Annotated in this window: 29 protein-coding genes; 15 read left to right on the top strand and 14 right to left on the bottom strand. The window is 70.8% G+C overall.

The window, feature by feature from the left end; genetic code table 11:
- The first annotated feature begins 64 nt into the window (after window positions 1-64).
- The 3 genes from LCN96_RS00540 to LCN96_RS00550 all read left to right on the top strand — a co-directional run bounded on the left by LCN96_RS00540 (window position 65) and on the right by LCN96_RS00550 (window position 1,741).
- Entirely contained in the window at window positions 65-436 is a 372-nt protein-coding gene (locus tag LCN96_RS00540) for an NAD(P)-dependent oxidoreductase (RefSeq protein WP_225270619.1), read from the top strand.
- A 2-nt stretch (window positions 437-438) separates the two neighbouring features.
- Window positions 439-1,227: an SGNH/GDSL hydrolase family protein gene (locus LCN96_RS00545; protein WP_225270620.1), complete on the top strand. Its 789-nt coding sequence runs from the start codon at window positions 439-441 to the stop codon at window positions 1,225-1,227.
- 67 nt (window positions 1,228-1,294) lie between these two features.
- Window positions 1,295-1,741: a protein-tyrosine phosphatase family protein gene (locus LCN96_RS00550; RefSeq protein WP_225270621.1), complete on the top strand. Its 447-nt coding sequence runs from the start codon at window positions 1,295-1,297 to the stop codon at window positions 1,739-1,741.
- 154 nt (window positions 1,742-1,895) lie between these two features.
- On the opposite strand, the gene LCN96_RS00555 is transcribed toward LCN96_RS00550, so the two are convergent.
- Entirely contained in the window at window positions 1,896-3,224 is a 1,329-nt protein-coding gene (locus LCN96_RS00555; protein ID WP_225270622.1) for a hypothetical protein, read from the bottom strand.
- Between the two features lie 148 nt (window positions 3,225-3,372).
- Between LCN96_RS00555 and LCN96_RS00560 the strand changes: the two genes are divergently transcribed.
- The 5 genes from LCN96_RS00560 (at window position 3,373) to LCN96_RS00580 (ending at window position 8,113) form a co-directional block, all read left to right on the top strand.
- Window positions 3,373-5,175 (top strand): flavin-containing monooxygenase, encoded by a 1,803-nt coding sequence (locus LCN96_RS00560; RefSeq protein WP_225270623.1) that lies wholly within the window; start codon window positions 3,373-3,375, stop codon window positions 5,173-5,175.
- 12 nt (window positions 5,176-5,187) lie between these two features.
- Window positions 5,188-5,631, top strand: a complete 444-nt coding sequence (locus LCN96_RS00565; RefSeq protein ID WP_225270624.1) for a hypothetical protein — start codon at window positions 5,188-5,190, stop codon at window positions 5,629-5,631.
- Window positions 5,632-5,707: 76 nt separating this feature from the next.
- Window positions 5,708-6,178 carry a hypothetical protein gene (locus tag LCN96_RS00570; protein WP_225270625.1) on the top strand — a complete coding sequence of 157 codons (471 nt, stop codon included), beginning with the start codon at window positions 5,708-5,710 and terminating at the stop codon, window positions 6,176-6,178.
- A 69-nt stretch (window positions 6,179-6,247) separates the two neighbouring features.
- Window positions 6,248-7,411, top strand: coding sequence for a sensor histidine kinase (locus tag LCN96_RS00575; protein WP_225270626.1), 1,164 nt, complete (start codon window positions 6,248-6,250; stop codon window positions 7,409-7,411).
- 60 nt (window positions 7,412-7,471) lie between these two features.
- Entirely contained in the window at window positions 7,472-8,113 is a 642-nt protein-coding gene (locus LCN96_RS00580; RefSeq protein ID WP_225270627.1) for a response regulator transcription factor, read from the top strand.
- Here the strand turns inward: LCN96_RS00580 and LCN96_RS00585 are convergent, their stop codons facing one another.
- Window positions 8,114-8,545 carry a VOC family protein gene (locus LCN96_RS00585; protein ID WP_225270628.1) on the bottom strand — a complete coding sequence of 144 codons (432 nt, stop codon included), beginning with the start codon at window positions 8,543-8,545 and terminating at the stop codon, window positions 8,114-8,116.
- A gap of 44 nt (window positions 8,546-8,589) precedes the next feature.
- On the opposite strand from LCN96_RS00585, the gene LCN96_RS00590 reads away from it, so the two are divergent.
- Window positions 8,590-9,384 carry an MBL fold metallo-hydrolase gene (locus LCN96_RS00590; RefSeq protein WP_225270629.1) on the top strand — a complete coding sequence of 265 codons (795 nt, stop codon included), beginning with the start codon at window positions 8,590-8,592 and terminating at the stop codon, window positions 9,382-9,384.
- A 19-nt stretch (window positions 9,385-9,403) separates the two neighbouring features.
- Here LCN96_RS00590 and LCN96_RS00595 read toward each other — a convergent pair whose 3' ends face one another.
- Complete coding sequence (locus LCN96_RS00595; protein WP_225270630.1) at window positions 9,404-10,741, bottom strand: sensor histidine kinase; 1,338 nt, start codon at window positions 10,739-10,741, stop codon at window positions 9,404-9,406.
- Between the two features lie 149 nt (window positions 10,742-10,890).
- On the bottom strand, window positions 10,891-11,562 hold the full coding sequence (locus tag LCN96_RS00600) for a response regulator transcription factor (protein WP_225270631.1): 672 nt from the start codon (window positions 11,560-11,562) through the stop codon (window positions 10,891-10,893).
- 124 nt (window positions 11,563-11,686) lie between these two features.
- Between LCN96_RS00600 and LCN96_RS00605 the strand changes: the two genes are divergently transcribed.
- Window positions 11,687-12,274, top strand: coding sequence for a hypothetical protein (locus LCN96_RS00605; RefSeq protein ID WP_225270632.1), 588 nt, complete (start codon window positions 11,687-11,689; stop codon window positions 12,272-12,274).
- 6 nt (window positions 12,275-12,280) lie between these two features.
- Here the strand turns inward: LCN96_RS00605 and LCN96_RS00610 are convergent, their stop codons facing one another.
- The gene (locus LCN96_RS00610) at window positions 12,281-13,357 is read right to left on the bottom strand and encodes a hypothetical protein (protein WP_225270633.1); all 1,077 of its coding nucleotides are present in this window, start codon (window positions 13,355-13,357) and stop codon (window positions 12,281-12,283) included.
- Between the two features lie 116 nt (window positions 13,358-13,473).
- Window positions 13,474-13,911 (bottom strand): YtxH domain-containing protein, encoded by a 438-nt coding sequence (locus LCN96_RS00615; protein WP_225270634.1) that lies wholly within the window; start codon window positions 13,909-13,911, stop codon window positions 13,474-13,476.
- A 222-nt stretch (window positions 13,912-14,133) separates the two neighbouring features.
- Here LCN96_RS00615 and LCN96_RS00620 point away from each other — a divergent pair, with 222 nt between their 5' ends.
- Both LCN96_RS00620 and LCN96_RS00625 read left to right on the top strand, forming a co-directional pair.
- Window positions 14,134-14,670, top strand: a complete 537-nt coding sequence (locus LCN96_RS00620; RefSeq protein ID WP_225270635.1) for a peptidylprolyl isomerase — start codon at window positions 14,134-14,136, stop codon at window positions 14,668-14,670.
- 218 nt (window positions 14,671-14,888) lie between these two features.
- Window positions 14,889-15,755 carry a rhomboid family intramembrane serine protease gene (locus LCN96_RS00625; RefSeq protein WP_225270636.1) on the top strand — a complete coding sequence of 289 codons (867 nt, stop codon included), beginning with the start codon at window positions 14,889-14,891 and terminating at the stop codon, window positions 15,753-15,755.
- Between the two features lie 34 nt (window positions 15,756-15,789).
- Here the strand turns inward: LCN96_RS00625 and LCN96_RS00630 are convergent, their stop codons facing one another.
- Complete coding sequence (locus LCN96_RS00630) at window positions 15,790-16,035, bottom strand: cell division protein CrgA (protein WP_148442372.1); 246 nt, start codon at window positions 16,033-16,035, stop codon at window positions 15,790-15,792.
- 144 nt (window positions 16,036-16,179) lie between these two features.
- On the opposite strand from LCN96_RS00630, the gene LCN96_RS00635 reads away from it, so the two are divergent.
- From LCN96_RS00635 to LCN96_RS00645, 3 genes are read left to right on the top strand one after another with little or no spacing between them, the layout of a single operon-like run.
- Window positions 16,180-16,788, top strand: a complete 609-nt coding sequence (locus LCN96_RS00635) for a class E sortase (protein WP_225270637.1) — start codon at window positions 16,180-16,182, stop codon at window positions 16,786-16,788.
- Window position 16,789: 1 nt separating this feature from the next.
- Complete coding sequence (locus tag LCN96_RS00640; protein ID WP_225270638.1) at window positions 16,790-16,948, top strand: hypothetical protein; 159 nt, start codon at window positions 16,790-16,792, stop codon at window positions 16,946-16,948.
- Complete coding sequence (locus LCN96_RS00645) at window positions 16,945-17,517, top strand: anthranilate synthase component II (protein WP_225270639.1); 573 nt, start codon at window positions 16,945-16,947, stop codon at window positions 17,515-17,517. Before LCN96_RS00640 ends, LCN96_RS00645 begins: the two co-directional genes overlap by 4 nt.
- Window positions 17,518-17,674: 157 nt before the next feature.
- Here LCN96_RS00645 and pknB read toward each other — a convergent pair whose 3' ends face one another.
- From pknB to LCN96_RS00680, 7 genes are all read right to left on the bottom strand, one after another.
- On the bottom strand, window positions 17,675-19,540 hold the full coding sequence (gene pknB / locus LCN96_RS00650) for a Stk1 family PASTA domain-containing Ser/Thr kinase (RefSeq protein WP_225270640.1): 1,866 nt from the start codon (window positions 19,538-19,540) through the stop codon (window positions 17,675-17,677).
- Window positions 19,541-19,623: 83 nt separating this feature from the next.
- Complete coding sequence (locus LCN96_RS00655; RefSeq protein ID WP_225270641.1) at window positions 19,624-20,994, bottom strand: serine/threonine-protein kinase; 1,371 nt, start codon at window positions 20,992-20,994, stop codon at window positions 19,624-19,626.
- 21 nt (window positions 20,995-21,015) lie between these two features.
- Window positions 21,016-22,479: a peptidoglycan D,D-transpeptidase FtsI family protein gene (locus LCN96_RS00660; RefSeq protein WP_225270642.1), complete on the bottom strand. Its 1,464-nt coding sequence runs from the start codon at window positions 22,477-22,479 to the stop codon at window positions 21,016-21,018.
- Window positions 22,476-23,891: an FtsW/RodA/SpoVE family cell cycle protein gene (locus tag LCN96_RS00665; protein ID WP_225270643.1), complete on the bottom strand. Its 1,416-nt coding sequence runs from the start codon at window positions 23,889-23,891 to the stop codon at window positions 22,476-22,478. Before LCN96_RS00665 ends, LCN96_RS00660 begins: the two co-directional genes overlap by 4 nt.
- Window positions 23,892-25,202, bottom strand: a complete 1,311-nt coding sequence (locus LCN96_RS00670; protein ID WP_225270644.1) for a Stp1/IreP family PP2C-type Ser/Thr phosphatase — start codon at window positions 25,200-25,202, stop codon at window positions 23,892-23,894.
- Complete coding sequence (locus LCN96_RS00675; RefSeq protein ID WP_225270645.1) at window positions 25,199-25,669, bottom strand: FHA domain-containing protein FhaB/FipA; 471 nt, start codon at window positions 25,667-25,669, stop codon at window positions 25,199-25,201. The genes LCN96_RS00670 and LCN96_RS00675 overlap by 4 nt, the downstream gene beginning before the upstream one ends.
- 17 nt (window positions 25,670-25,686) lie before the next feature.
- Window positions 25,687-26,427, bottom strand: coding sequence for an FhaA domain-containing protein (locus LCN96_RS00680; RefSeq protein WP_080044004.1), 741 nt, complete (start codon window positions 26,425-26,427; stop codon window positions 25,687-25,689).
- Window positions 26,428-26,602: the final 175 nt, after the last annotated feature.

Here is a 26,602-nt window from a genome sequence, read left to right on the forward strand (position 1 = left end):
GGTTAGTAAACACTCACTAGCCTCCGCTCCAGGTTAGTAAGTGTTTACCAACCAAGGAGTCTAGATGAAGATCACCGTCTTCGGGGCTACGGGCGGCACCGGCCGGCACGTCGTGGAGCAGGCGCTCGACGCCGGGCACCACGTCACCGCAGTCGTCCGGGACCCCGCCGGCCTCCCCCGCTCGGACCACCCCCGCTCGGACCACCCCCGCTCGGACCACCCCCGCTCGGACCACCCCCGCCTCGACCCGGTCATCGCCGACGTCATGCGGCCCGCCGCCATCGAGGCGAGCGTGACGGGCAGGGACGCCGTGATCTCGGCGCTCGGCCCGCGCGGCAGGGGTGCCGGGCAGGTGTGCGCGGAGGGCGCGCGGTCGATCATCGCCGCCCTCGACGACCCGGCCACCGCCGGCCACACCATCTCCCTGGGGTACTGACCGTGAAGCGACCCATCGTCATCACCCTCGGCCTGCTGCTCGCCGCCGCGCTCTGCGCCGCCGGGACCGTCGCCTACCTCACCTTCCTGCGCCCGGCCACCAACCCGCCCGCCGACGCCTGCGCGGCGCAGGCCACCAGGCCCCGCGTCGTGGCGGCCGGGGCCAGCATGACGCAGGGCTCGCTCGGCGCCGACTGGGTGGGCGCGCTGCGCGCCGCGTTCCCCGGCTACGAGCTCGTCAACGCGGGCAGCAACGGCAACACCACCGCCGACCTGCTCGAACGCGTCGACACCGACATCGTGGCCTGCCGCCCCGCCGCGGTCACGCTCCTGATCGGCACCAACGACGTCCGCAACGGCGTGCCGCTGGACGACTACCGCGCCAACCTGCGCGCGATCGTCGACCGGGTGAAGTCCGGCACCGGCGCCCGCGTCGCCCTCATGTCCCTGCCCCCGCTCGGCGAGGACCTCGGCGCCCCGATCAACCGCACCCTCACCGGCTACAACGCCGCCGTCAAGGACCTCGCCGCCGAGACGGGATCCGACTACCTGCCCCTGCACGAGCGCATGGCGGACGTTCTGCGGCACGGCACCCGCTCCCCGTACGGCTTCAGCTTCCCCCTCGCCTTCACCGTCGCCGCCCAGCACTACCTGCTCCGGCGCTCCTGGGACGAGATCGCCGACGCGGGGGGCCGCGAGCTGCTCGTGGACCACGTCCACCTCACCGACCGGGGCGGCGCCATCGTCACCGAGCTGGCCGGCGGCTGGCTGACCGGCCTCCGGGGCACCTGATCGCGGCAGGATCAGCCGAAAGCGGAAGCCCGTTGCGGTCCGGTCCGTAATGGGTACGCTCGGCCGCATGACCGAGACCTGGGACCCTGCGGCCGCGGGCGTGCTGCGCCTGCCATCGGGCCGCCTCGTCCGCGGCAGGGGCCTGCGCCACCCGCTCCCCGCTGGCTCGCGGCCCGACTTCGCCCTCTACCTCCTCGGCAAGGAGCCGCCAGGGGTCGAGTGGGAGCACCGCTGGGTGCGCTGGCCCGACTTCTGGCTCCCGTCCGACCGCGAGGCCGCGGCGGGGGCGCTGCGCGAGGCGTGGGAGCGGGCGGTGACCGAGCGCGTGGAGGTGGCGTGCGGCGGCGGCAAGGGCCGCACCGGCACCGCGCTGGCCTGCCTGGCCGTGCTCGACGGTGTGCCCGCCGGCCGGGCGGTGGCCTACGTGCGCGAGCACTACGACCGGCACGCGGTGGAGACCCCGTGGCAGCGCCGGTTCGTCGCCCGCTTCGGCACCTCCACGGTCACCCCCTAGCCTCACTCCACGGTCCCCCAGCCTCACTCCGCGAGCAGCTCGACCAGGTCGTCACCCGTCGGCCCGGCCTCCGTCACAGCTTCCCATCACCTGTGAGCATCACCTGTGAGCGTCACCTTGCGGGGCACCTTGCGGGGCACCGTAACGCAGCGGATCAGGCCGCCCTGACCGCTTCCCGCTCCTGCGCCGGGGCCGCCCGATCCGTCCTGACCAGGGTCAGCCCGGCCGCCAGGCAGATCAGCGGGATGGCCGGGATCACGTACCGCACGTCGAAGGCCGCCAGGAACGGCGGCGAGGCGACCAGGGCGAGCGCGGCCAGGCCGGGCAGCAGCGCGTCCCACCGCCGCCTGACCAGCGCCGCCGCCAGGGTCGCGACCAGGGCCAGCGTGAGCAGCGGGAACGGCACGTAGCCGAAGCGCTGGTAGGCCCGCAGCCACCCGGCGTACGGCTCCACCACGCGGGTCGCCGCCGGGCCCGCCTCGTACGACTCGGCCACCGCGCGTACCGACTCGCTGATCGGCCGTTCGGCGGCGGGCAGCTTGTACGGCGTCTTCTCGTCCACGCCCGTGCGCTCCCAGCGCAGCAACTGCGTGAGGTCGGTCGCGACCGCCCCCAGGTACGCGCCCGGCTGGGCGAGGATGGCCTCCCGCGCGAACTCCCCGGCGAGCTGGTTGCGGTTGGCGGTGCCCGGCACCTTGAGCAGCGGCGAGAAGCTCTCCCACAGCCAGTGCGGCGGGTAGGGCCGCTGCTCGACCGGCATGCCGGGGCAGAGCACGGCCAGCCGCTCGGACGGCTTGATGATCTCGCAGTCGGCGAAGCTCATGGTCCTGGACCACAGGAAGTTCCCGTCGGCCTCGGTGAGGCCGAACTTGCCCTTCTCCACCTTCATCCAGGTCGCGTACGCGCCGAGCGGGATCGCCCCGGCCACCAGCAGCGCCACCAGGGGCCGCCAGCCGTACCGCCTGATCAGCAGGTAGGCGGCGGTCAGGAGCAGCAGTGGCAGGCCGACGGTCCTGGTGATGCCGGCCAGCCCGAGCAGCATCCCGCCCACGGCGGCGGTGGCCGGGGTGACCCGCCGGACGATCAGCGCGACGGCCGCCGTGACGAGCACGACGAAGACGGCGTCCGCCATGATCATGTGTTCGAGCAGGATCATGAACTCGTCGTAGAGCAGCGGCGTGACCAGCAGCGCCGCCCCCCAGCCGGGCAGGCCGCGGCGGCGCAGCAGCGCGTACAGGGCCACGGCGAGCGCCAGCACCAGCAGGTGCTGCAGGACCGTCACCAGCGTGAGGCTGTGCGCGGGCCGCAGCAGCGCCAGCAGCAGGGAGTAGCCGGAGGGGCGCGCGGTGCCAGGCGTCAGCTCCGCCTTCATGAAGGCGAAGGAGTCGCCGTAGAAGAGGATCGCGGGCGGGAAGCCCAGCACGGCGAGCACCCGCAGCCCGATCGCCGGCAACATGGCGATGACCAGTGCGCGATGGGCCAAGACAGATCCACTTCCTCGTGCGTCCGAGACCCCACCATAGTGGAACATCCCGCCCATGAAGCGAGCGTGGCCTCTTGTCGGCGCCATTACCGAATGACATTCTGAAATTCGGTTGTCACCCTGTCGTCGCCTCCCGCGGAGGACATCCATGACCATCGACAAGGCGGCCCTGCGGCGCAAGTACCGCGAGGAGCGCGACAAGCGGCTGCGCCCGGACGGCAACGACCAGTACCTCCGCCTCACCGGCCGCTTCGCCCACTACCTCGACGACCCGTACACCCCGGTCATGGAACGCGACCCGAAGACCGACCACGTGACGGTCGCGTTCGTCGGCGGCGGCTTCGCCGGGCTCGTCACCGGCGCCCGGCTGCGCGAGGCGGGCGTCGAGGACGTGCGCATCGTGGAGAAGGGCGGCGACTTCGGCGGCACCTGGTACTGGAACCGCTACCCGGGCGCGCAGTGCGACACGGCCTCCTTCGTCTACATGCCGCTGCTGGAGGAGACCGGGCACATGCCGACCGAGAAGTACGCGCACGCGCCCGAGATCCTGGAGCACTGCCGCCGCATCGGCAAGCACTACGGCCTGTACGACAACGCCCTCTTCCACACCGAGGTCACCGACCTGACCTGGGACGAGGCCCGCTCCCGCTGGCTGATCAGGACCAACCGCGGCGACGCGTTCACCGCCCAGTTCGTGGCCATGGGCATCGGCCCGCTGCACGTGCCCAAGCTGCCCGGCATCCCCGGCATCGACGACTTCCGCGGCCACGCCTTCCACACCAGCCGCTGGGACTACGCCTACACGGGCGGCGACCCCTCGGGCGCGCCCATGGAGCGGCTGACCGACAAGCGGGTGGCCGTCATCGGCACCGGCGCCACCGCCGTGCAGTGCGTGCCGCACCTGGCGCGGGCCTGCGGCGAGCTGTACGTCTTCCAGCGCACGCCGTCCTCCGTGGACGTGCGCGACAACCGGCCGACCGACCCCGAGTGGTTCGCCACGATCGCCACGCCCGGCTGGCAGCAGCGCTGGCTGGAGAACTTCACGGCCAACCAGACCGGCGCCCCCGCCGAGGAGGACCTGGTCATGGACGGCTGGACCGACCTCTCCCGCCGCTTCCGCTCCAAGATCGCGCATCTGCGGCCCGAGGAGCTCACGCAGGAGAACATGCTGGCCGCCTTCGAGGACTCCGACTTCGAGAAGATGGAGGAGATCCGCGCCCGCGTGGACGCCGTCGTCGCCGACCCCGAGACCGCGAGCAGCCTCAAGGCCTGGTACCGCCAGCTCTGCAAGCGCCCCTGCTTCCACGACGAGTACCTGCAGGCGTTCAACCGGCCCAACACCCACCTGGTGGACACCGGTGGCAAGGGCGTCGAGCGCATCACCGAGCGCGGCGTGGTGGTGGCCGGCCGGGAGTACGAGGTGGACTGCGTCATCTACGCCTCCGGCTTCGAGGTCGGCACCGACTACACCCGCCGCGCCGGCTACGACCTGACCGGGCGCGGCGGCGTCCGGCTGTCGGAGCACTGGGCCGACGGCATGCGCACGCTGCACGGCGTGCACGTGCACGGCTTCCCCAACGCCTTCCTCGTGCAGCCGACGCAGGGCGCCAACCTCATCTCCAACATCCCGCACAACCTGACGGAGGCGGGCAGGACGATCGCCGCCACCGTCAGGCACGCGCTCGACCACGGGTACGCCGAGGTGGAGGCCACCGAGCAGGCCGAGGACGGCTGGGTGGACCTCCTCCTGTCGGGCACCGGCCGGCTGCTCGGCTCCCAGGAGTGCACGCCGGGCTACTACAACAACGAGGGCCAGGACCCCGGCAGGAAGAGCTGGCTCGGCGTCGGCCACCCGCACGGGGCGATGGCGTACTTCACCTTCATCGACGGCTGGCGCCGCTCCGGCACGTTCGAGGGCCTCGACTTCCGGCGCGGAGGCCAAGATCGGTAGCCTTCGTCCACCATGAGCTACGACCTGTACTTCTACCGCCGCGACCCCGGCCGGTCCTGGGACGAGACGCTGACCGCGGCCCCCGCCGCCCTGCAGCCCGACATGAAAGCCTGGGACGGCGTCGTCACCGGCATCCGCGACCTGCTCGGCGAGGTGAACATCGTCGCCTACCCGCCGAACTGGGAGCTCGACCACGACGGCACCGGCATCTCCGTGAACCACTGGGAGGGCGGCTGGGAGATGAGCGTGCCGTACTGGACGCACGGCGAGGCGGCCAGGCAGGTCGTCGGCCTGCTGTACGAGGCGGCGTCCGTGGTGGAGCGCGAGTCCGGGTTCGAGTGCTTCGACCCGCAGCTCGGGCTGCCGAAGGCGCAGGTCGCGGACCTGGGCGCGGCGGTGCCCGTGTTCGACGCCGTGGCGGACCAGTTCGGGCGGCGGGGCACCGCGAACGCCTGACCGCGGCGTGCGACAAGCGTGTCCGGGAGGTAGGCGTTGCGTGGGCGCGTCGATCAGACGGGGTAGACCCTGCAATGTGACTCATGGAAGCCGGAAACCCCTGCGCGAAGGCGACGGCGGCCCTTATGTACGGTTCCAGGTCCGCTATTACGGACGGCTCGGCGTGCCCGTGGGCATCTTCGCCGCCTGTCACCACCTCCGCCGCGCCGGTCGCCTCGTGCCGGCGGACGACGAACTGTTCACCCAGGTGGACGACTGGTTCATCGCGCGGTTGCCGTACCCGCCCTTCTACGCGGACGGCAACACCATCCGCGCCGTCCCCTGGTTCAAGCCCGACGCGGCCTGGCTCATCGCCGCGCTGGCGCCGCTGGAGGATCTGCTGCGTCGCTACGACGTCCCGTACGACATCGTGCGCTCGCCCGATCCCGGAACGATCATCTACGAGGACGACTTCCAGATCGGGGTGCTGCCCTATGTCCGGCGGCCCGAGGAGACCCGGCCCCACGCGCCGGCGGTCTCCGGAGGCGCGAGCGGTCCCTACGCGTGAGCCGAGCCGGCGCGAAAGGTGGTCTCAGCACTACTGACCACCCTTGACCTCGGCCGATACGGTCACAAGGTGCTCAACAGGACCGCGCTCGAAGCCCTGACCCGGCGGCCCCTGCCGTTCCTGGCCTCCGCGTGGCCGTGGCGCGGCGCGGCCTACCTCGCGGCCAGCGCCGTCCCCGGCCTGGCCGCCGGGCTGGTCGTGGCGGCGGTCGCCGCGGGCACGCTCGTCAGCACGGCGCTGGGGGTCGTCGCGGGCCTGGCCGCCCTGGCCGTGGCCGCGGTGGTCGTCGCCCCCTTCGAGCGCCTGCGCCTGCGCCTGGTGGACGCCGTCCCGGTGCCGAGGGTGCGCAACCGGCGGGGGCGCGAGGCCGCGCTCGCGGTCATGACCCTGTTCGTGCTGTGGTGGATCGACCTGATCATGCTGTCGGTCACGATCGGCGGCCCGGTGGTCCTGGCCCTGACGCCGGTGCTCCAGGGCGAGCTGGCGCCGCTGGCCGGCGTGCTGTCCACCGTCGCCGGCGTCCTGCTGCTGCCCGTCGCCGCGTACACGATCACGGCCTGGGGCGGCGCGCGCGGGGCGATGGCCCGCGCGGTCCTGGCCCCGGCGCAGTCCGAGCTGAGCGAGGTGCTGCGGTCGCGGGCGCGGCTGGTGGACGCGTTCGAGATGGAACGCCGCAGGATCGAGCGGGACCTGCACGACGGCGCCCAGCAGCGGCTGGTCTCGCTGTCCATGTCGCTCGGCCTCGCCGGCCTGGACCTGCCCGAGGGCTCGGAGGCCGCCCGGCTGGTCCGGCAGGCGCACGACGAGGCCAAGCGGGCGCTGGCCGAGCTGCGCGAGCTGATCAGGGGCGTGCACTCGCAGGTGCTCACCGACCGGGGGCTGGCCGCCGCCGTACAGGACGTGGCGGGGCGCTCGCCCGTGCCCGTGGACGTGGACGTGGAGCTGCCCGGCCGCCTGCCAGCCCCGGTCGAGGTCACCGCCTACTACGTGGTCACCGAGGCTCTGGCGAACCTCGCCAAGCACAGCGGCGCCGCCAGGGGCTCCGTCACCGGCCGGGTGGAGCGCGGCACGCTCGTGGTCGAGGTGCGCGACGACGGCGCCGGCGGGGCCGACCCGGCGCGGGGGACGGGGCTGACGGGGCTGGCGGACCGGCTGGCCGTGGTGGAGGGGAGACTGTCCCTGTCAAGCCCGCCCGGTGGCCCGACCCGCCTGCGGGCGGAGATTCCGTGCTGAGAACGAGACTCCGTGCTGAGAACGAGACTCCGCGCTGAGAACGAGACGACAGGAGAGACCGTGCGCGTGGTGATCGCCGAGGACGCCGTCCTGCTCCGCGAGGGCCTCGCCGGGCTGCTCGAACGCTTCGGGCACACCGTCGTCGCCTCCGTCGGCGACGCGCCCGCCCTGGTCGAGGCGGTCACCGAGCACCGCCCCGAGGCGGTGGTGACGGACGTGCGCATGCCGCCCGGCTTCACCGACGAGGGCCTGCGCGCCGCGCTGGAGCTGCGTGCCGGGAATCCCGGGCTGGCGGTGCTGGTGCTCAGCCAGTACGTGGAGCAGACCTACGCGGCCGAGCTGCTGGAGTCCGGCGGCGGCGCGGGCGTCGGTTACCTGCTGAAGGACCGCATCGGCGACGTACGCGAGTTCGTCGACGCCCTCGACCGCGTGGCGGCAGGCGGCACGGTCGTGGACCCGGAGGTGGTGCGCCAGCTCCTGCGGCGGCGGCGCGACCCCCTGGCCAGGCTCACCCCGCGCGAGCAGGAGGTGCTCGGCCTGATCGCCGAGGGGCGCAGCAACGCCTCCATCGGCAAGGAGCTGCACGTCACCGAGGCGGCCGTGGCCAAGCACATCGCCAACATCTTCGCCAAGCTGGACCTGCCGCCCGCCGCCGACGGGCACCGCAGGGTGCTGGCCGTGCTGACGTACCTGAAGGGCTGATCAGGACACGCAGAACTCGTTGCCCTCGGGGTCGGCGAGCGTGACCCACCAGTTGGGCCCCTGGCGGCCTCTGTGCAGCTCCTTGGCGCCCTTGGCGGTCAGCCGGGCGACCTCCTGCTCGATGTTGCCGGCGCCGACGCGGATGTCGAGGTGCGCGCGGTTCTTGACCGACTTGGGCTCGGGCACCAGCTGGAACAGCACGCGCGGGGCCCGTTCGAGGCCGTCGGGGTGCCTGATGGCCGCGCCCGCCTTCCACACCAGCGCGCCGTTGTAGGTGGTCGTGTCGTCCTCGCGGGCGTGCCCCTTCTCGATCAACTCCTTGATGACCGCCTCGTCCTGCGCCTCGACCTGCCAGCCGAGCGCGTCGGCCCACCAGTCGGCAAGGGGGTGCGGGTCGTCCGAGTCGATGACGACCTGGAAGTCATATGCCATGCAACGATCCTAAAAGTAGCGTTCAAAAGTTAGAGTCGGGTGCCATGAACGAGCAGTGGCGGGAGGTAGGCGACCGGGTTTACGTCCGGCGTCATCGGTCGTACGACATGAACGTGGGCCTGGTCGTGGGTGACGGCCACTGCCTGGTGCTGGACACGCGCGCCTCACACCGGGAGGCCGCCGACCTGATCGAGGCCATCAGGGCGATCACCGCCTTCCCGTGGACGGTCGTCAACAGCCATTCCCACTTCGACCACTACTACGGCAACGCGCTCTTCCGCGGCGCCGAGATCTGGGGTCACGCCAGGTGCGCCGAGGAGATCGAGCGCGACGGCGAGGAGCAGCGCGCCCACCTGATCGAGCGGCGTCCCGAGCAGCGCGCGGAGCTGGAGGAGGTGGTCATCGTGCCGCCCGACCACACCTTCACGACCGCGGCCAGCCTGGACATCGGCGGGCGGATCGTGCACCTGCGGTACTTCGGGCTCGGGCACAGCAGCAACGACGTGGTGGCGCACGTGCCGGACGCGGGCGTGGTGTTCGCCGGTGACCTGGTGGAGGAGGGGGCGCCCCCGGCGTTCGGCGACTCCTACCCGCTCGACTGGCCGGCGACCGTGGCGGCGATGCTCAACGAGATGCCCGAGCCGGTGATCGTGCCGGGGCACGGCGCGGTGGTGGGCCGGGACTACGTGCTGGGGCAGTACGACGAGCTGGCCCTGGTGGCCGACCTGGCCAAGCGGGCGCACGTGGAGGGGCTGCGCGACGTGATCAAGTCGTTCCCGTACCCGGAGGACGTGTCCAGGCAGGCCATCGCCCGCGCCTTCATGCAACTCGACGCCTAGGCCGGGCGCGGACGCGGCCTCACCCGTCACGCAGCGGGAAACGCGCGACGAACCCTCCGTCGCCGTACACGAGTGACCCGCCGTGCAGCAGCGCGATGTCCCGCGCGATGGGCAGCCCCAGCCCGGCGCCGCCCGCGTCCCTGGCCCGCGCCTCGTCCAGCCGGGTGAACCGGCCGAACACCGCCTCCCGCTGGCCCGGCGGGATCCCCGGCCCGTCGTCCGACACCTTCAGCACCGCCTCACCGCCCTCGGCGGCCACGCGGACCCGTACGGTGGAGGCCGCGTGCCGGACGGCGTTGTCGGCCAGGTTCGTCACCAGGCGGTCGAGGTGCGCGCTCGACCCCTGCAGCACCACGTCGGGCTCGACGTCCAGCTCCACCCGCACCTCCGGCCGCCGCCTGGCCCGCAGCGCCGCCTCGGCCGCCACCTGGCCCAGGTCCAGCTCGGCCGCGCGCAGCGGCTCGCCCGCGTCCAGCTTGGCCAGCATGAGCAGGTCGGCGGCCAGCGACTGCAGCCGCTCGACGTCGGCCAGCGCCTCCTCGGTCAGCTCGCTGGGCTCGGCCAGCTCCAGCCTGGCGCGCAGCGTCGCGATGGGGCTGCGCAGCTCGTGCGCGGCGTCGGCGACGAACCGCTTGTGCCGCTCCACGGCCGTCTCCAGCCGGTCCAGCGTGCCGTTCACGGTGGTCGCCAGGGCGGCGATCTCGTCCTTGGAGCGCGGTACGGGCACCCGCTGGTTCAGGTCGCGGGCCGTGATGTCGGCGACCTTGGCCCTGATGGCCGCCACGGGCCCGAGCGCCCGGCCCACCGAGAGCCAGGTCATCCCGGCCACCACGGCCAGCAGGGCGGGCACGCCGGGCAGCAGCGCCTGGTACAGCGTCCGCAGCGCCTGCTGCACGCTGTCCAGCGAGACCCGGGCCAGCACCGTGGCGGGCCCGGTCGCGGTCCTCACCTCGACGCCGGCGACCGCGTACTCGCCGGGGGAGGCCCACTCCGTGGCCGCTGCGGCCTTCTTCTTGGTGATCATGAGGTCGGGGTCGGCGAGCCGGGCCACCCTGCCGTCGCTCAGGTGCACCTCGCCCTCCTTGCCCGCGACGGTCGGGAGGGGCTGGGCGGGCGTCCCCGCCGCCAGCTCCGCGTCGTCGGCCCGCTTGACCTCCAGCGTCTCCGCGTACGGGACCGCCGCCATGGCCTTCTTGGCCGCCTCGGCGTCGGCGAGGCTCACCAGGGAGCCGCGCAGCGACAGCACCAGGATCAGCGTCGCCAGCCCCAGGGCCAGGGCTACCACGAGGGTGGCGGCTGCGGTGGCCCGCAGGCGCACGGAGGACAGCCCGGCCACGGCTCGCTCCCAACCCCTCACACCGCCTCCAGCCACGGCCCGCTCCCCACCGCCTACGGCCCCAGCCCGCTCCTCGCCGCTCGCGCCACCTTCAGCCGCGGCTCGCTCTCCGCCACCCATGGTCATGGCCCGCTCTCCGCCACCTACGGCCACGGCCCGCTCTTCGCCGGTCACGCCGCCTCCAGGCGGTACCCGGCGCCGCGCACGGTCATCAGCGTCGTCCGGCCGAAGGGCACGTCGATCTTGCGGCGCAGCGCGCTGATGTAGACCTCCACGATGTTCGGGTCACCGTCGTAGGAGAAGTCCCACGCCTGAGCCAGCAGCTCGCTCTTGGACACCACCTCCCCGGCCCGCCGCGCCAGCGCGTGCAGCACCGCGAACTCCTTCGGCGTGAGCTGGATCGCCGCCTCCCCCCGGCGGCACCGCAGCCCCGCCGGGTCGATCACCAGGTCGCCCACGGTGATCGACACCGGCCGCTCCCGCCCACCCCGCCGCACCAGCGCGCGCAGCCTGGCCAGCAGCACCACGTACGAGAAGGGCTTGGCCAGGTAGTCGTCGGCCCCGTTGTCCAGCGCCTCGGCCTCGTCGTAGATGCCGTCCTTGGCCGTGAGCATCATGATCGGCGTCCAGTCGCCGGCCTCGCGCAGCCTGGCGCAGACCGCGTACCCGTTGAGCCTGGGCAGCATCACGTCCAGGACGATCACGTCGTAGGCGTTCTCGGTGGCCATCCAGAGCCCGTCGCGCCCGTCGTGGGCCACGTCCACCGCGAAGCCCTCGCCCGCCAGCCCACCCTTGACCAGGTCGGCCAGCCGCTCCTCGTCCTCCACCAGTAACACTCGCACGTCGTCCAGGGTGCCTCAGCGCACCTAAAGCGAACCTGAAGATCATTTAGGTGCTCTTCAGGATCACTTCAGGTACGGGCGGCCATCCTCGGGGCGTCAGGTTGTCCCCGAGTGAGGAGAATCCATGTTCAAGCGTCGTCTCGCGGTCCTCGGCACAGTCGCCGTGCTCGCCGTCACCGGCCTAGCCGGCTCCGCCCTGGCCGACGATCCCTCCCCCACCGCCGGTGCGAAGGTGACCTGCACGACGCCCGACGGCAAGGTCGTCGAGGTGACCCCCGCGCTGCCGGCCGAGCCGGGCAAGAAGGGCGTCGTGGTGGGGCCCGACGGCAAGGTGACGCGCGTCAAGCCGGGCGAGGCGGTGAAGGTCGAGAAGCTGCCCGACGGGAGTGTGGCGGTGAAGGCCGAGCCGCTCTCGCCCGAGGAGCTCGAGAAGTTCGCCAAGGTGAAGGAGTTCGCGGCCGAGGGGAGCGGGAAGCCGGCGGAGGCCGAGGAGCTCTCGCCCGAGGAGGCCGGGAAGCTGGCCAAGGTGAAGGTGCTCTCGCCCGAGGAGGCCGAGAAGCTGGCGAAGGCCGGGGAGCTCACGCCGGCCGACGCCGCGACGGCGGTGCCCGCCGTGCCCGCCCTGCCCGCCGAGGGAGCGGAGGGCGTGACCGCGCCCGAGGGCGACCCGGGCAAGGCCGTCAAGATCATCTGCAAGAAGCCCGAGGAGTAGGCGGGCTCACCCGGGGAACGACGGGTGCGGCCCGAGCGCCCAGTACTCGAAGAGCCCGTGGCCCACGAGCCCGTCGTACTCGAACCGCCCGACGGCGTCCACCAGTCCCCACATCCTGGCGGCGTCGTCGGGCAGCCGGTACGTCACGCCCTGCACGACGGGCCCCGGGCCCTGGTACATCCCGTGCCGCCACTCCTGCTCCAGCCCGTAGCCGGTGCCGACCATGAGATGGACGGGCAGCAGCGGAGTGCAGCGCACCTCGAACGGCTTGCCGCCGGGCGGCGCGAACACGATCACGGCCTCGACCACGTCGCGGGTGCCGGGGGCGTAGACCGGGCGGTACTCCGGTCTGCCGAGGTACTCCTCCTCGCGGCCGTCGGGCCACACCCGCACCGCCTCCTCCAGCAGCCGGCGGCCCCGTTCGTCCTCCTGGACGATGCACAGGATGGCGTGGTCGTCGAAGCGCATCGGCGCGTAGAGCCAGTAGAACGTCCCGGCGTTGTTGGCCATGATCCCGGGCGGCTCCGGCTCGCCGACGGGCCTGATGCCCCACGAGCGGTCCCTGGTGCCCATCCAGCGGTCGGGGGTGACGGGGATCTCCGTCTCCCCGATCGTGATGGTGCCGCTCCACTGGCCCGTCTGCGCCATCCGTACCGAGTCGAAGACCACCCGCTCCTGCCAGCGCAGGAAGTGCCGGGGCTCCAGCACGGCGGGGATCGTGCCCTCCCACAGCAGGTCGAAGGCGAGGCCGTGCTCGTTCGGCTCCAGCACCACCCTGAGCCGCTTGAGCCCTTCGACCACCTCGACCCGGAACGGCCCGACGCGGGTGTCCATCCGGTCGGTGCCCAGCTCGCGCGAGGCGCGCACGACACGGTGCAGGTCGGGGGTGCGCACGCAGGCGAAGGCGTCGGTGACGCCCAGGTTGGGGTACTGGCCGAGGCCGATGATCAGCATCAGCTCGTCGGAGGCGGCGTGGCAGTTGAAGTAGTAGCGGTCGTAGAAGTTGCGGTCTCCGGTGGTCACGTGCCGCATGACCTGGGCGGCCTGGTGCACGGGGTAGTCGTCGAGCGGTGACAGCGCCATGCCCGGTTTCTAACAAGCGCTTGGTCGTACGTCAACGACCATCCGACGCCGCGCGCACGAGCGCGCCCCCGTGACGACGAGCGTCACGGGGGCGCGCTACCGGCGTGCCGGGGCGGTCACGACATCTTGCGTGACGCCTCATCCGCCTTGTCCGACACATTGGCCGCCATGCGGTCCGCGGACTCGGATGCCCTGTCTGCCTTCTCATTGACCCAGCGTGAGGCATCGGAGGCGGAGTCCTTCATGTGCTCTGTCCACTGCTGCGCGTTGCGGCGGTAGAACATGTAACCGATCGTCCCCACCGCGAGGCCGGTCAGCAGTGCGAGCATCGGCCATCGCCGCGATCGCGATGGCGTGGGATCGATTCGCCTGGCCGCGTTGGTCAGCATGGTGCTGACCATGGGTGCGAACTGCTCCTCGAACCCGTGCGCCGCGGATTCCAGCCGCGGCGCCGCCCAGTAGCGGGCGTCTTCGATCCGGTGGGCGGCGGCCACCTTGGCCTGGTCCGCCATGGGTTGCATGCGCTGACCGGTTCGTACGGCCTGCTCCTTCACGCGACCCACCCACGTGGCGGGTACTTCCATGACCACGCGGCGTCTCTTCATTCTCAGGGACACGACAACCTCCCCTGTCGTTGGGGCCCCGCAGCCTGACCTGCCCCGGACAAGGCGGCTCAATCATCGCCGTCCATGGGAGGATGGCTCGGGAGGCCGTACGGCCATAAATCTCAAAACACCACAAAACCAACCCTGTGCATAGAGGGGGGCAGCTGTCTCGTGGCTGAGAAGCTGATCGCGAACCTGCAGACCAACCGCGGCAACATCAAGGTGGAGCTCTTTCCCACCAAGGCGCCGAAGACCGTGCGCAACTTCGTGGAGCTGGCCGAAGGCACCCGGGAGTGGACACACCCGGGCACCGGTGAGAAGAGCACCGCGCGTTACTACGACGGCACAATCTTCCACCGGGTGATCTCCGGTTTCATGATCCAGGGGGGTGACCCGCTCGGCCAGGGCATCGGCGGCCCGGGCTACGAGTTCGACGACGAGATCCACCCGGAGCTCTACTTCAACCGGCCCTACCTGCTCGCCATGGCCAACGCCGGCGTCCGGTTCGGCAAGGGCACCAACGGCTCGCAGTTCTTCATCACGGTCGTGCCGACGCCGCACCTGAACGGCAAGCACACGATCTTCGGTGAGGTCGTCGAGGGTCAGGAGGTCGTGGACGCCATCGCCAAGACCCGCACCGACCGCCGCGACCGCCCGGCGGAGGACGTCATCCTGGAGTCGGTCACCATCGACCGCGTCCAGGCCTGACAAGCCTGCCCGCCGCGCCCCCGCTCACCCGGGGGCGCCGGGCCGGCCCTTCCATCCCGCTCCGCCCTTCCATCCGGCGCTGCACCTCACGCGCCCACGCCTACGCGCTGCGCCCCAGCCCCCACGCGCCCGGCCGTGCGCCCACCCAGGCGCCATGCCTCCCGCCCGCCCCCAGGCGCCCCAACGCGGCATGGTCGCGCAAGCCTTAGGCTTCGGCTATGACCAGCCAGCCGCCGAGCCCGCCCCCGCAGCCCGAGCAGCCCGCTGAGGCGGTGCCCACGTGCTACCGGCACCCCGACAGGGAGACCTGGGTACGCTGCCAGCGTTGCGAGCGTCCGATCTGCCCCGACTGCATGCGTGACGCCGCCGTAGGCTTCCAGTGCCCCGAGTGCGTGGCGGAGGGCAACAGAGGCATCCGCCAGGCCAAGTCCACGTTCGGCGGCAGCGTCGTGCGCACTCCGTACGTCACCTACGCCCTGCTGGTCGCCAACGTGGTGATCTTCGGCGCGCAGTACCTCATCGGCGACCGGATCACCGGCGAGCTGGCCATGTGGCCGGCAGGGGTGGCCGTGTACGGCGAGTACTATCGCCTGATCACGGCGGCCTTCGTGCACGGCGGCATCTTCCACATCCTGTTCAACTGCTGGGCGCTCTACGTGGTGGGCCCGTACCTGGAGCGCGCCTTCGGCCACGTCCGCTTCAGCGCGATCTACCTGATCAGCGCGCTCGGCGGCTCGGTGCTCGGCCTCTGGCTCGACCCGCTCGGCCAGCCCACGGTGGGCGCGTCGGGGGCCATCTTCGGCCTGTTCGGCGCGGTGTTCGTGGTGGGCCGCAAGCTGAACATGGACGTGCGCGGCATCGCCGTGCTGATCGCGCTCAACCTGGCCATCACGTTCCTGGTGCCGGGCATCAGCTGGACAGGCCACATCGGCGGCCTGATCACCGGATCGCTGCTGGCGGGGGCGCTCGCCTACGCCCCCAAGAACAACAGGCCCCTCTGGCAGGTGCTGGCGATCGTGGCCGTGCTGGTGCTCCTGGCCGTGCTCGTGCTGGTCAGGACCTCAGCCATTCTCACCCTGCTCTGACTTCCCCAGGCTGTGGAAAAGGCTGTGGAAAGAACTAACGCCAGCGGGTGGAAAGAACCACACCGAAGATGATGAAAACAAACCCGATCAACAGGTTCCAGTTCTGGAGGTCGCTGAAGAACGGCGCCTGCGGTGCGACGTAGTAGATCGCGATCCACAGGATGCCGATGATCCACGCGGCGACCATCGTGGGGGCCAGCCAGCGCGGGCTGACCTTGACCTGCTGGGACCTCTGCGGCGGGGTGTAAACCGCCTTCTTGCGAGCCTTGGACTTGGGCACTGGATAACTCCTGCTGAGGGCCTGGGCTTCCGGATCGTCCACAGGCTCTTCGTTTAGCGTAGTTGAAGCGTGCCCCAGGATAGTCGCCACGCGCACGACATGGCGATCCCCGGTGTCCGGATCGTGGCCTAATACGCTGATCGCATGCGGGCCACGCTCCGGGCCGTGGGGGAGCTCAGCATCACCGCGGGCCTGATCCTCATGCTGTTCTGCGCGTACCTGCTCTGGGGCACCGGCGCCTACACCCAGAGCCAGCAGTCGCTGCTCAGGAGCGAGCTGGCGGCCAGGAAGCCGCGCCCGGCGCAGGTCAGGCCGGGTCAGGCCGTGGCGATGCTGCGCATCCCGAAGCTGGGCCGCGACTACGAGTACGCCGTCGTGGAGGGCGTCGGAGCCGAGCAGCTCAAGAGGGGCCCCGGCCACTACCCCGACAGCGCCATGCCCGGCCAGGTCGGCAACTTCGTGCTCTCGGGCCACCGCACCACGTACGCGGCCCCGTTCAACGAGCTCGACGAGCTCGAACGCGACGACGAGATCGTGGTCGAGACCCCCGACGCCCGCCACACCTACCGTGTGACCTCCCAGGACATCGTCGAGCCCGACGAGATCGACGTGCTCGCTCCCGTGCCCGGCAAGCCGGACATCCGTCCTATCCGCGCCTTCATCACGCTGTCCACCTGCCATCCCGAGTACTCGGCCGCCGAGCGCCTGATCGTCTACGGGGTGCTGAAGCAGAGCGAACCACGCGAGGAGTGACATGTACGCCTGGCTCTGGCGCAAGCTGCCCGGCCCGCCGCCCGTCCGCGTGCTGACGGCCGTGGCGCTGGTGGCCGTCGCGGGGGCCGTACTCTGGTATGCGGTGTTCCCGCTCCTGGAGCCCGTGGTGACGCTGGACGAGGTGACCGTAAGGAAATGACGCGCGTGCTGGTCGTGGACAACCACGACAGCTTCGTCCACACGATCGTGCAGTACCTGCGCGTGCTCGGTGCCGACTGCGACGTGCGGCCGCGCGACGAGGTCCGCGTGCACGACGCCGACGGCTTCGACGGCGTGCTCATCAGCCCGGGCCCCGGCACCCCCGAGGCGGCCGGCGTGAGCGTCCCCCTGGTCCACCACGCGGCCGAGAGCGACAAGCCGCTGCTCGGCGTCTGCCTCGGCCACCAGGCCATCGCCGTGGCCTACGGCGCCACCGTGACCCGCGCGCCCGACCTCTTCCACGGGCAGACCAGCGCCATCACGCACGACGGCAAGGGCGTGTTCGAGACCCTGCCCTCACCCGTCCGCATGACGCGCTACCACTCGCTGGCCGTGCTGCCCGAGACCGTGCCCGCCGTGCTCGACGTGACCGCCCGCACGCAGGACGGCGTCATCATGGGGCTGCGGCACCGCCGGGCGCCCATCGAGGGCATCCAGTTCCACCCCGAGTCCGTGCTGTCGGAGCATGGTCATCGGCTGCTCGAAAATTGGCTGCGCGAAATCGTGTAACAAACGTCTCGCGTAGAGCGACGTACAAGTGAGCGTCCCCGCCGTTGCCCCCGAGCGGCGGGGGCGTTCTTCGTTGTCCCCGGACATCGAACGGGCTGTCACCGGACATGCGGAAGGGCCGCCCCGGAGGGCGGCCCTTCGCCGTGCTCACCCGACCTCAGCCGCCGAAGCCGCCGCCGAGGCCGTCGTCGCCGATCGGGTTGTCCTCGGTCGGCTCGTCGGACGGGATGTCCTCGGTGGGCTCGTCGGACGGGAAGTCGTCGCTCGGCTGCTCCGTCGGCAACCCGTCGGTCGGCTGCTCCGCCGGGCCGGTGGACACCACGATCGTGATGGTCGTGCCCGCGGTGAACTTCTCGCCCTCGCCGGGGTTCTGCTGCACCACGGTGCCCTCGGGCGCCGGGTCGGCCTGCCGGACCACCTTGGCCTTGAAGCCGGCCCCGGTGAGCGCGGACTTGGCGTCATCCTCGGTGAGGCCGATCACGCTGGGCACCTCGCTGAGCGCCTTCGGCACGAAGAGCGTGACGGAGCCGCCCTCCTCGACCTCCGCGCCGGCCTTGGGATCGGTGGCGACGACCGTGCCCTGCGGCTTGCTGGAGTTACGCGTCTTGATGACGCCGTTGAGGCCCGCCTCGTCCAGCATCTTCTCGGCGTCCTCCTGGGACAGGCCGATGAGACCGTCGGGCACCTTGACCTTCTTGGGGCCGCTGGACACGAACAGCTTGACCGCCGAGTCCTTCTCGACCTTGGTGCCGGCCTTGGGGTCCGTGCGGATGACGGCGTCCTTCTCGACCTCGGTGCTCGCCTCCTGCACCACCTCGACCTTGAGCCCGAGCGTGGTGAGCTGCTCCTCGGCGTAGGAGCTCTCCTGCGAGGCCAGGTCGGGGATCGCCACCTGCGTGTCGGTCGGCGTGCCACCGCCGCCGCTGAACACCACGTAGCCGATGGTGATCATGCCGCCGATGATGAGCAGCGGGATGATGATCCACAGCGCCGTCTTGAGCGCGTTGCCGCCGCCGCCCGAGGCCCTGCGCCGCCCGCCGCGCCCGCCGCCCTCGTCGTACTCGTACGGCGGGACCGCGGTGGTGCGCTGCGTGGTCGGGCCCTGGGCCGCCTGGGTGGCGGTCATCATGCGCGTGCCCTGGTTGAAGCCGCCCGTCATGGCCATCGTCTGGGCGTCGACCGGCATGCCGGACATCGCGCGCTGGATGTCGGCCCGCATCTCGCCGGCGTTCTGGTAGCGGTGCGCCGGGTCCTTCGCCATGGCCTTGAGCACGATGGCGTCGGCCCACTGCGGGATCTCCGGGTCGATCTGGGACGGCGGGATGGGCTCCTCGCGCACGTGCTGGTAGGCGATCGCGACCGGGGAGTCGCCGGTGAACGGCGGCTGGCCGGTGAGCAGCTCGTACAGCACGCAGCCGGTGGAGTAGATGTCGCTGCGGGCGTCGACCCGCTCGCCGCGCGCCTGCTCCGGCGACAGGTACTGGGCCGTGCCGATCACCTGGGCCGTCTGCGTCATCGTGGCCGCGGAGTCGGCCATCGCGCGCGCGATGCCGAAGTCCATCACCTTGACGTCGCCGGCGCGCGTGATCATCACGTTGGCCGGCTTGATGTCGCGGTGCACGATGCCGCCGCGGTGGCTGTAGTCGAGCGCGCGCAGGATGCCGTCGACCAGCTCGGCCGCCCGCTCGGGCATCAGCCGCCGGTCCTGGCGCAGCAGGTCGCGCAGCGTCCGGCCGTCGACGTACTCCATCACGATGTACGGCACGGGGGTGCCGTCGGTGACGTCCTCGCCGGTGTCGTAGACCGCGACGACGGCCGGGTGGTTCAGGGAGGCCGCCGACTGCGCCTCACGGCGGAACCGGGCCTGGAAGGTGTGGTCGCGCGCCAGGTCGGAGCGGAGGGTCTTGATCGCGACTATGCGGTCCAGCCGGATGTCTCGGGCGCGATACACCTCGGCCATGCCGCCGCGCCCGACGACGCCGTCGAGCTCGTAGCGACCTCCGAGTAGCCGAGGCTGAGTCATTTCCTGCACTGTCCCTTACCGTTCATCTTGGGTACCGGCCTGCTCGGGGGGCCGCCGGTGTCCATCATCGACCCCATGGCGCATCACGTCTCCTCCTTGGGCGGGTTCGTATCACCCGGGTCCGGCGAGGCGGTGGGTGTCGGAGTTGTCGGGGTAGTGGTGGGCGTCGGGGTCGTCGGGGTGGGCGTCGGCGTCCGGGTGGCGGTGGTGCGGGTCGGTTTCGGCGTCGGCTTCTTGGTGGGAGTAGCCGACTTGCTTACGGTAGCCGACGGCGAGGGTATAGGGTTCGTCGACTTCACCGGAACCACCGGGGGCCGCCGAGTCTTCGTCTTCGTCTTCGTCGGCCTGGCCCGCGGCTGGGTGGGCGTCGCCGTGACGGGCGGCTGCGACGGCTCCGCCACCTCGGGCGCCGTGCGCGGCTGGTCCCGGCTGGCGAACGTCACCGCCGTGAGCCCCACCGCGGCCACGCAGCCCGCCGTGGCGACCAGCGCCAGCGCCCTGGCTCCCCGGCGCCCGCGCGACGGCCGCTCCTGCACCGTGGTGGTCGTGGCCAGGTCGTCGGTGGCCCGCTCGTCCTCGGGGGCCGGCTCGCGGACGCGGAAGCCGCCGGGGTCGGTGAGCATGCTGAGCTCGGGGACGTGCTCGACGCCCGACAGCGACTCGCGCAGCACGTACGCCCGGTCGGCCACCTCCATCGCCGAGCCGGGCCGCTGCCCGGGCTCCTTGGCCAGCAGCGCCGTGACCAGCTCCCGCACCGGCGCGGGCACGTCCACGCCGAGCGGCGGCGGCTGCTCGTTGAGATGCTGCAGCGCGATCGCCACCTGGCTGTCGCCGCGGAACGGCGTGCGCCCCGTCAGGCACTCGTAGGCCACCACGCCCAGGGAGTACAGGTCCGTCGCGGGCGTGAGCGGGAAGCCCTGCGCCTGCTCGGGGCTGACGTACTGGGCCGTGCCCAGCACCGTGCCGGTCTGCGTCACCGGCGCCGCCTCCAGGGCCCGCGCGATGCCGAAGTCCGTCACCTTGATGGTGCCCTCGGGGGTGACCAGCAGGTTGCCCGGCTTGATGTCGCGGTGGATGATGCCCGCCGAGTGGGCGGCGTGCAGCGCCCTGGCCGTCTGGTGCACCACGTCGAGCGCCACCTCGGGCCCGATGGCGCCGTTGCGCGCCAGGATGGCCGACAGCGGCTCGCCGTGCACCAGCTCCATGACGAGGTAGGCCAGGTCGCTCTGCTCGCCGTAGTCGAAGATCTGCGCCACCCCCGGGTCCGCCAGCGCGGCGGTCAGCCGCGCCTCGTTGCGGAACCGCTCGCGGAAGGTGGGATCGACGTAGATGTGGCTGCGCAGGATCTTCACCGCCACCTCGCGCCCGAGCAACTCATCACGGGCACGCCACACTTCTCCCATACCGCCCGTGGCGATGCGGGAGACCAGTAGGTAGCGGTTACGGAGCCGCATGACCCAGCAGGTTACCGTCACTCACTTGTTCAGCACCGCCTCCAGCACGGCCTTCGCGATCGGCGCGGCGGTGTGCCCACCGGTCGCCTCTGCCCCGACGTTGGCCGCGCCGGACTCGACGATGACCGCGAGGGCCACCTTCGGGTCCTCGGCGGGCGCGAAGGAGATGAACCAGGCGTGCGGCGGCGCGTTGGTGGCGGTCTCCGCGGTGCCTGTCTTACCCGCTACCTGGACGCCCGGGACCTGCGCCAGGTTGGCGGTGCCGTTGCTCACGACGCTCACCATCATCTCGCGCAGCTTGGCCGCCGTCTCGGAACTGACCGCATCCGTCTTCAGCGCTTCGGGGTCGGCTTCCTCGATCGTGTCGTTCTTGGCGTCCGTGATCTTGTTGACGAGGTACGGCTTCATCACCGTGCCGTCGTTGGCGATGCCCGCCGCGATCATGGCCATCTGCAGCGGCGTCATCCGGTTGCTGTTCTGCCCGATCGAGGCCATGGCCAGCGCGGCCTTGTCGTAGTCCTTGCCGAAGTCGCTCTGCGCCGCGGCCATCGGCACCGACACCGGCGTGCCCATGCCGAACTTCTCCGTCTGCTCCTTCATCGCGTCGAAGCCCAGCTCCATGCCCATCGAGGCGAAGGGCGTGTTGCAGGACTTCTCCAGCGCGTAAACCAGCGTCACCCGGCCGCTGCCGCAGGCCGCGCCGCCGTAGTTGGGCAGGCTGATGTTGGTCTGGGGCAGCGGCAGCCGCTGCGGCGCCTCCACGGTCGTCTGCGGGCCGCGCGAGGAGTCGGCCTCCAGGTAGGCCGCCATGGTCACGACCTTGAACGTCGAGCCCGGCGGGTAGGTCTGCGAGATCGTGCGGTTGAGCAGCGGCTGGCTCTTGTCCTGGTCGAGCTCGTCGTACCGCTTGAAGACCTCGCTCTTGCTGGTGCCCGACAGCTCCGCCGGGTCGAACGTGGGCAGCGAGACCATGGCCAGGATCCCCCCGGTCTTCGGGTCCAGCGCGATCACGGCGCCGCGCTTGCCGCTGTTGCGCAGCGCGTCGTAGGCCGCCTTCTGGGCCTTCGGGTTGATCGTGAGGTCGACGCTGGCGCCCCTGGTCGGCTCGCCGGTGAACAGGTCGATGCTGCGCCGCAGCAGCAGGTCGGCGCTGGAGCCGTCGAGCAGGGCGTTCTCGCTGCGCTCGATCGCGCTCTCGCTCTCGGGCGAGAAGTAGCCCGTGACGTGCGCGTACAGCTTGCCGTCGGTGTACTTCCTGACGAACTTGAAGTCGCTGTCCTTGGTCTCGACGGACTGCGCGAGCACCTTGCCGCCGGCCGTGATGCGGCCGCGCTCGATGGCGTAGCGGTCGTAGTAGTTGCGGGTGTTGCGCGCGTCCGTCCGGTACTCCTCCGCCCGTACGGCCTGGAGGAAGTTCACGTTGACCATCAGGAGCGCGAACATGGCCAGGCAGGCCACGGCCACGCGCTTCAGAGTGCCGTTCATCGCTGGAACACCTGCGTCAGTCCTTCGTTCTGGATCGCTTGAGGCGGGGGGCGTCTGGCGGCATCTGACGTTCGTACCAGCAGCGCGATAAGGATCCAGTTAGCCAGGAGGGCCGAGCCGCCCTGGGACATGAAGGGCGTCACCAGACCGGTCAGCGGGATGAGGTTGGTCACGCCTCCGACGATGATGAAGACCTGCCAGGCCAGGATGAACGACAGGCCGCCCGCCAGGAGCTTGGAGAAGGGGTCGCGGGCCGCCAGCGAGGTGCGCAGGCCGCGCTGGACGATCAGCGCGTAGATCATCAGGATCGCCATCAGCCCGGTCAGGCCGAGCTCCTCGCCCGCGGCGTTGAAGATGAAGTCGGAGAAGGCCAGCGGGATCAGCTCGGGGTGGCCCTGGCCGAGCCCGGTGCCCAGGATGCCGCCGGCGCTCAGGCCGAACAGGCCCTGCATGCTCTGGTAGCTCTTGCTGCACATCGGGTCGCCCGGCGGGTCCTGGAGGCAGATGTCCGCGTTGCCGAAGTAGACCTCGTTGGTCGGGTCGAGCCAGGCGTCGAAGCGGGCGCCGACGTGGTCGAACAGCTGCCCGGCCAGGAACGCGCCGCCGACGAACAGCAGGATGCCGATGAGCACCCACGACGTACGCTGGGTGGCGATGTAGAGCATCACCACGAAGCCGCCGAACAGCAGCAGCGACGAGCCCAGGTCCTTCTGCAGCACCAGCACGCCGATGGCGATCGCCCAGGTGATGAGCACCGGGCCGAGGTCGCGCACCCTGGGCAGGTCGATGAACAGCAGCCGGCGCCCGGCCAGCGCCAGCACGTCGCGCTTGGCGACCAGGTAGCCGGCGAAGAAGACGACCAGTGCGATCTTGGCGAACTCGGCCGGCTGGATGGTCGCCGAGCCGAACCCGATCCAGATCTGCGCGCCGTTGATCTCCTTGCCCAGCCCGGGCACCAGCGGCGAGACGAGCAGTACCACGCCGACCAGCCCGGCGGTGTACGTCAGCCGCTGCAACGCCCGGTGGTCACGCAGGACCAGCAGCGTCACGGCGAAGAGCACGACGCCGACCCCGGTCATGACGATCTGGTTGGTCGCGGACGCGCCCTTCATGGGCGCGCTCTCCAGCCGGTAGATCACGACCAGGCCGATGCCGTTGACCAGCGTCACCAGCGGCAGGATCAGCGGGTCGGCCCAGGGGGCGAACTTGGCCAGCACCAGGTAGGCGGCCAGCATCAGGCCGCCCAGGCTCAGGCCGTAGGTCAGCATGCCGGCGGGCACCTGGCCGTCGATCGCCAGACCCACGTTGGCGTACGCGCCCATGACGATCAGGACCGCGAGCGCGAGCATGATCAGCTGAGCCCCGCGCCGCTTGGCCGGCATCGGGACGGGGGAGACCGCGACTTCGCTCATCTACTGCTGTTTCGTCTTGGTGGCGGTGGCCGACGCGGACGGCGTGGGGGTGGGGCTCGCCTCCGCGGTGGTCTCTTGCTCTTCCTTCGGCTCTGAGTCGGCGAACTTCAAGCTGTTGATCCTCGTTATGCCCTCGGCTTCGGTGGTGACGGGGATGCCGCTCCTGATCAGCGCCTGGTCGGCCTCGGACAGCTTGGACAGCTGCTTGCCCGTGGGCTTGGAGACGTGGAAGAGCGGAAACGGCCCCAACTCCCTCTGGATCCCCTGGAACACGACCACTTCGTCGCCCCTAGCACCGACGAAGAACTGGTCCTGAGTCCACTGATATCCAAAGTAACCGCCGACGCCGACGGCGACGACACCGATGCCGAACACGGTGACCAGCACGGGCCACACGCGACGACGCCTGCCCGACCGGCGGGACGCCTGGGGGACGTCCTGCTCGTCGAACTCGTCATCGGTGATCACCGGCTGGGGTGCGGTCACCGCGTTGACTCGCCCCGGCGAGGTGTCCTGTGGACTACCGTGCAGCCGGCTCATGCCCGCGGCGCCGACGACGGCGGCCTCGACGGGCACCTGCTGCCCGTCGGTGATCTCGAGCACGTCGGCCAGCACGCAGGTGATGTTGTCGGGCCCGCCTCCTCTGTTCGCCAGGTCGATGAGCTGGCGGACGACCTCTTCCGGGTCGTCGATGTTGGTGAGCGTGGCGTGCAGCGTCTCGGCGCTCACCACGCCCGACAGGCCGTCGGAGCACAGGAGGTAGCGATCGCCCACCTGCGCCTCGCGCAGCGTGAGGTCGGGATCGACCTCACCGCTGCCGTCGAGTGCGCGCAGCAGGATCGAGCGCTGCGGATGCGTGGCCGCCTCTTCCGGCGTGATGCGCCCGTCGTCGACGAGCTGCTGCACCAGCGTGTGGTCATGCGTGATCTGGTAGAGCTCCCCGCGCCTGAGCAGGTAGGCGCGCGAGTCGCCCACGTGCACCAGGGCGACCTGGGTGCCGTTCCAGAGCATGGCCGTCAGAGTCGTGCCCATGCCCTTGAGGCTGGGATCCCGCCCCACCATTTCGTGCAGCTTGCGGTTGGCGTCGCGTACCGCTGCCTCGATGGCGTTGAGCAGGTCACCCCCCTGTTGGGCCTCTTCCAGAGAGGCCATGGCGGCGATGGCGACTGAGCTCGCCACCTCGCCGTGTGCGTGCCCGCCCATGCCGTCGGCGACAGCGAGCAGGCGGCCGCTAGCGTACGCCGAGTCCTCGTTCCCTTCGCGGAGGAGGCCGACGTCCGAGCGGGCGGCGTAGCGGAGTGCGATGGTCATTTGCGCAATTCAATGACTGTCTTGCCGACGCGGATCGGAACACCGAGCGGCACCGGGGTCGGGCGGGTGACTTTCGAGCGGTCGAGATACGTGCCGTTGGTGGACCCAAGATCTTCCACGATCCATTGACCGTCCTGAGGGAAGAGCCGGGCGTGCCGGCTGGAAGCGTAGTCGTCGGTGACTACCAGCGTGGCGTCATTGGCCCGGCCAATGGTGATGGGCGTCTCCGTGAGGTCGATGGTGGTGCCTTGGAGTGGGCCACCGGTGACGATGAGCTGGCGTGGCTCGCCCTTCTTGCTCTTGGGCTTGGCCACGGGTTTGGCCACTTTCGCGGTCTTACGTGCGCCCGCGGGAGCCGTGCGTGAGCCGAACAAGTCAGTCCGGATCACGCCGACTGCGGCAATGACGAAGAACCACAGCACCGCCAGGAAAGCGAGCCGGATCAGCAGCAGCGTGAGCTCGGACATGGACCGTCTGTCTACCCCTAATCGCGCCGGAACACCAGAGTCGTGCGCCCCAACGTCACTCGCGTGCCGTTCTGGAGCTCGATCCTGCGTACCGGCTGGCCATTGACGAAAGTGCCGTTCGTCGATCCGAGATCCACCAGAACCACGGTCTGGCCCTCGACGCGCAGCTCCGCATGGTGCCGCGAGACGCCTGGATCGACGAGACGAAGATCGCAGTCGGTGCCCCTGCCGAGCAAGGTCACCGGAGTGGTGAGCTCGTAGGAGCGGTCGCCCTGCGGATCATCCTGGGTGGAGACGAGCAGCCGCGGCCGCCCGTTGAACGCGTGCGGCCTCGACGGAGGCAGGTCGCTCGCCGGCTGACGGATCTCGTCCTGCTCGACCGTCGCGCCACGGATGACGCCCGATCGGATGCGGAACAGACCCACAGCCAGGTCGCCTGCGGTCTCGAAGCGGACCCGGACCGGTCCCACAAAGGAGTAGCCCTGTTCCTTGGCGTACTCCCTGGCGAGGTTGGCCAGCTCGTGGCTGATGCTGTCGGCGTAGACCTCAAGCCTCTCGCTGTCGGTCGTGGACAGCTCCACCACGAAGTCGTTGGGCACGAGCGTGCGACCTTGAGCGACGATCGCCGCACGCTCATCCATCTCCCGCTGAACCGCGCTGGCGACCTCGACCGGCTGAAGGTCAGATTTGAACGCCCGCGCAAAGGCTCCCTCCACCAGGCCTTCGAGCCTTCGCTCGAAGCGCTGAAGGACTCCCACCGGGTACCTCCCTTCCTCCGTGCATATGATCGCGGCCCCGAGACGCTATCGGCGCCCGGTCTCCGCTCGTTCCACGTCACGGCCGCCCAGGCGCTCGTCGGCCCTCGCGCCCAGCTCCTCCGCTCCCGTGTCTTATGCGATCGTATCCGGGTTCAGTACCAGTGGCTGTTCCGTG

Source organism: Nonomuraea gerenzanensis (genome assembly GCF_020215645.1).
Taxonomy (GTDB): domain Bacteria; phylum Actinomycetota; class Actinomycetes; order Streptosporangiales; family Streptosporangiaceae; genus Nonomuraea; species Nonomuraea gerenzanensis.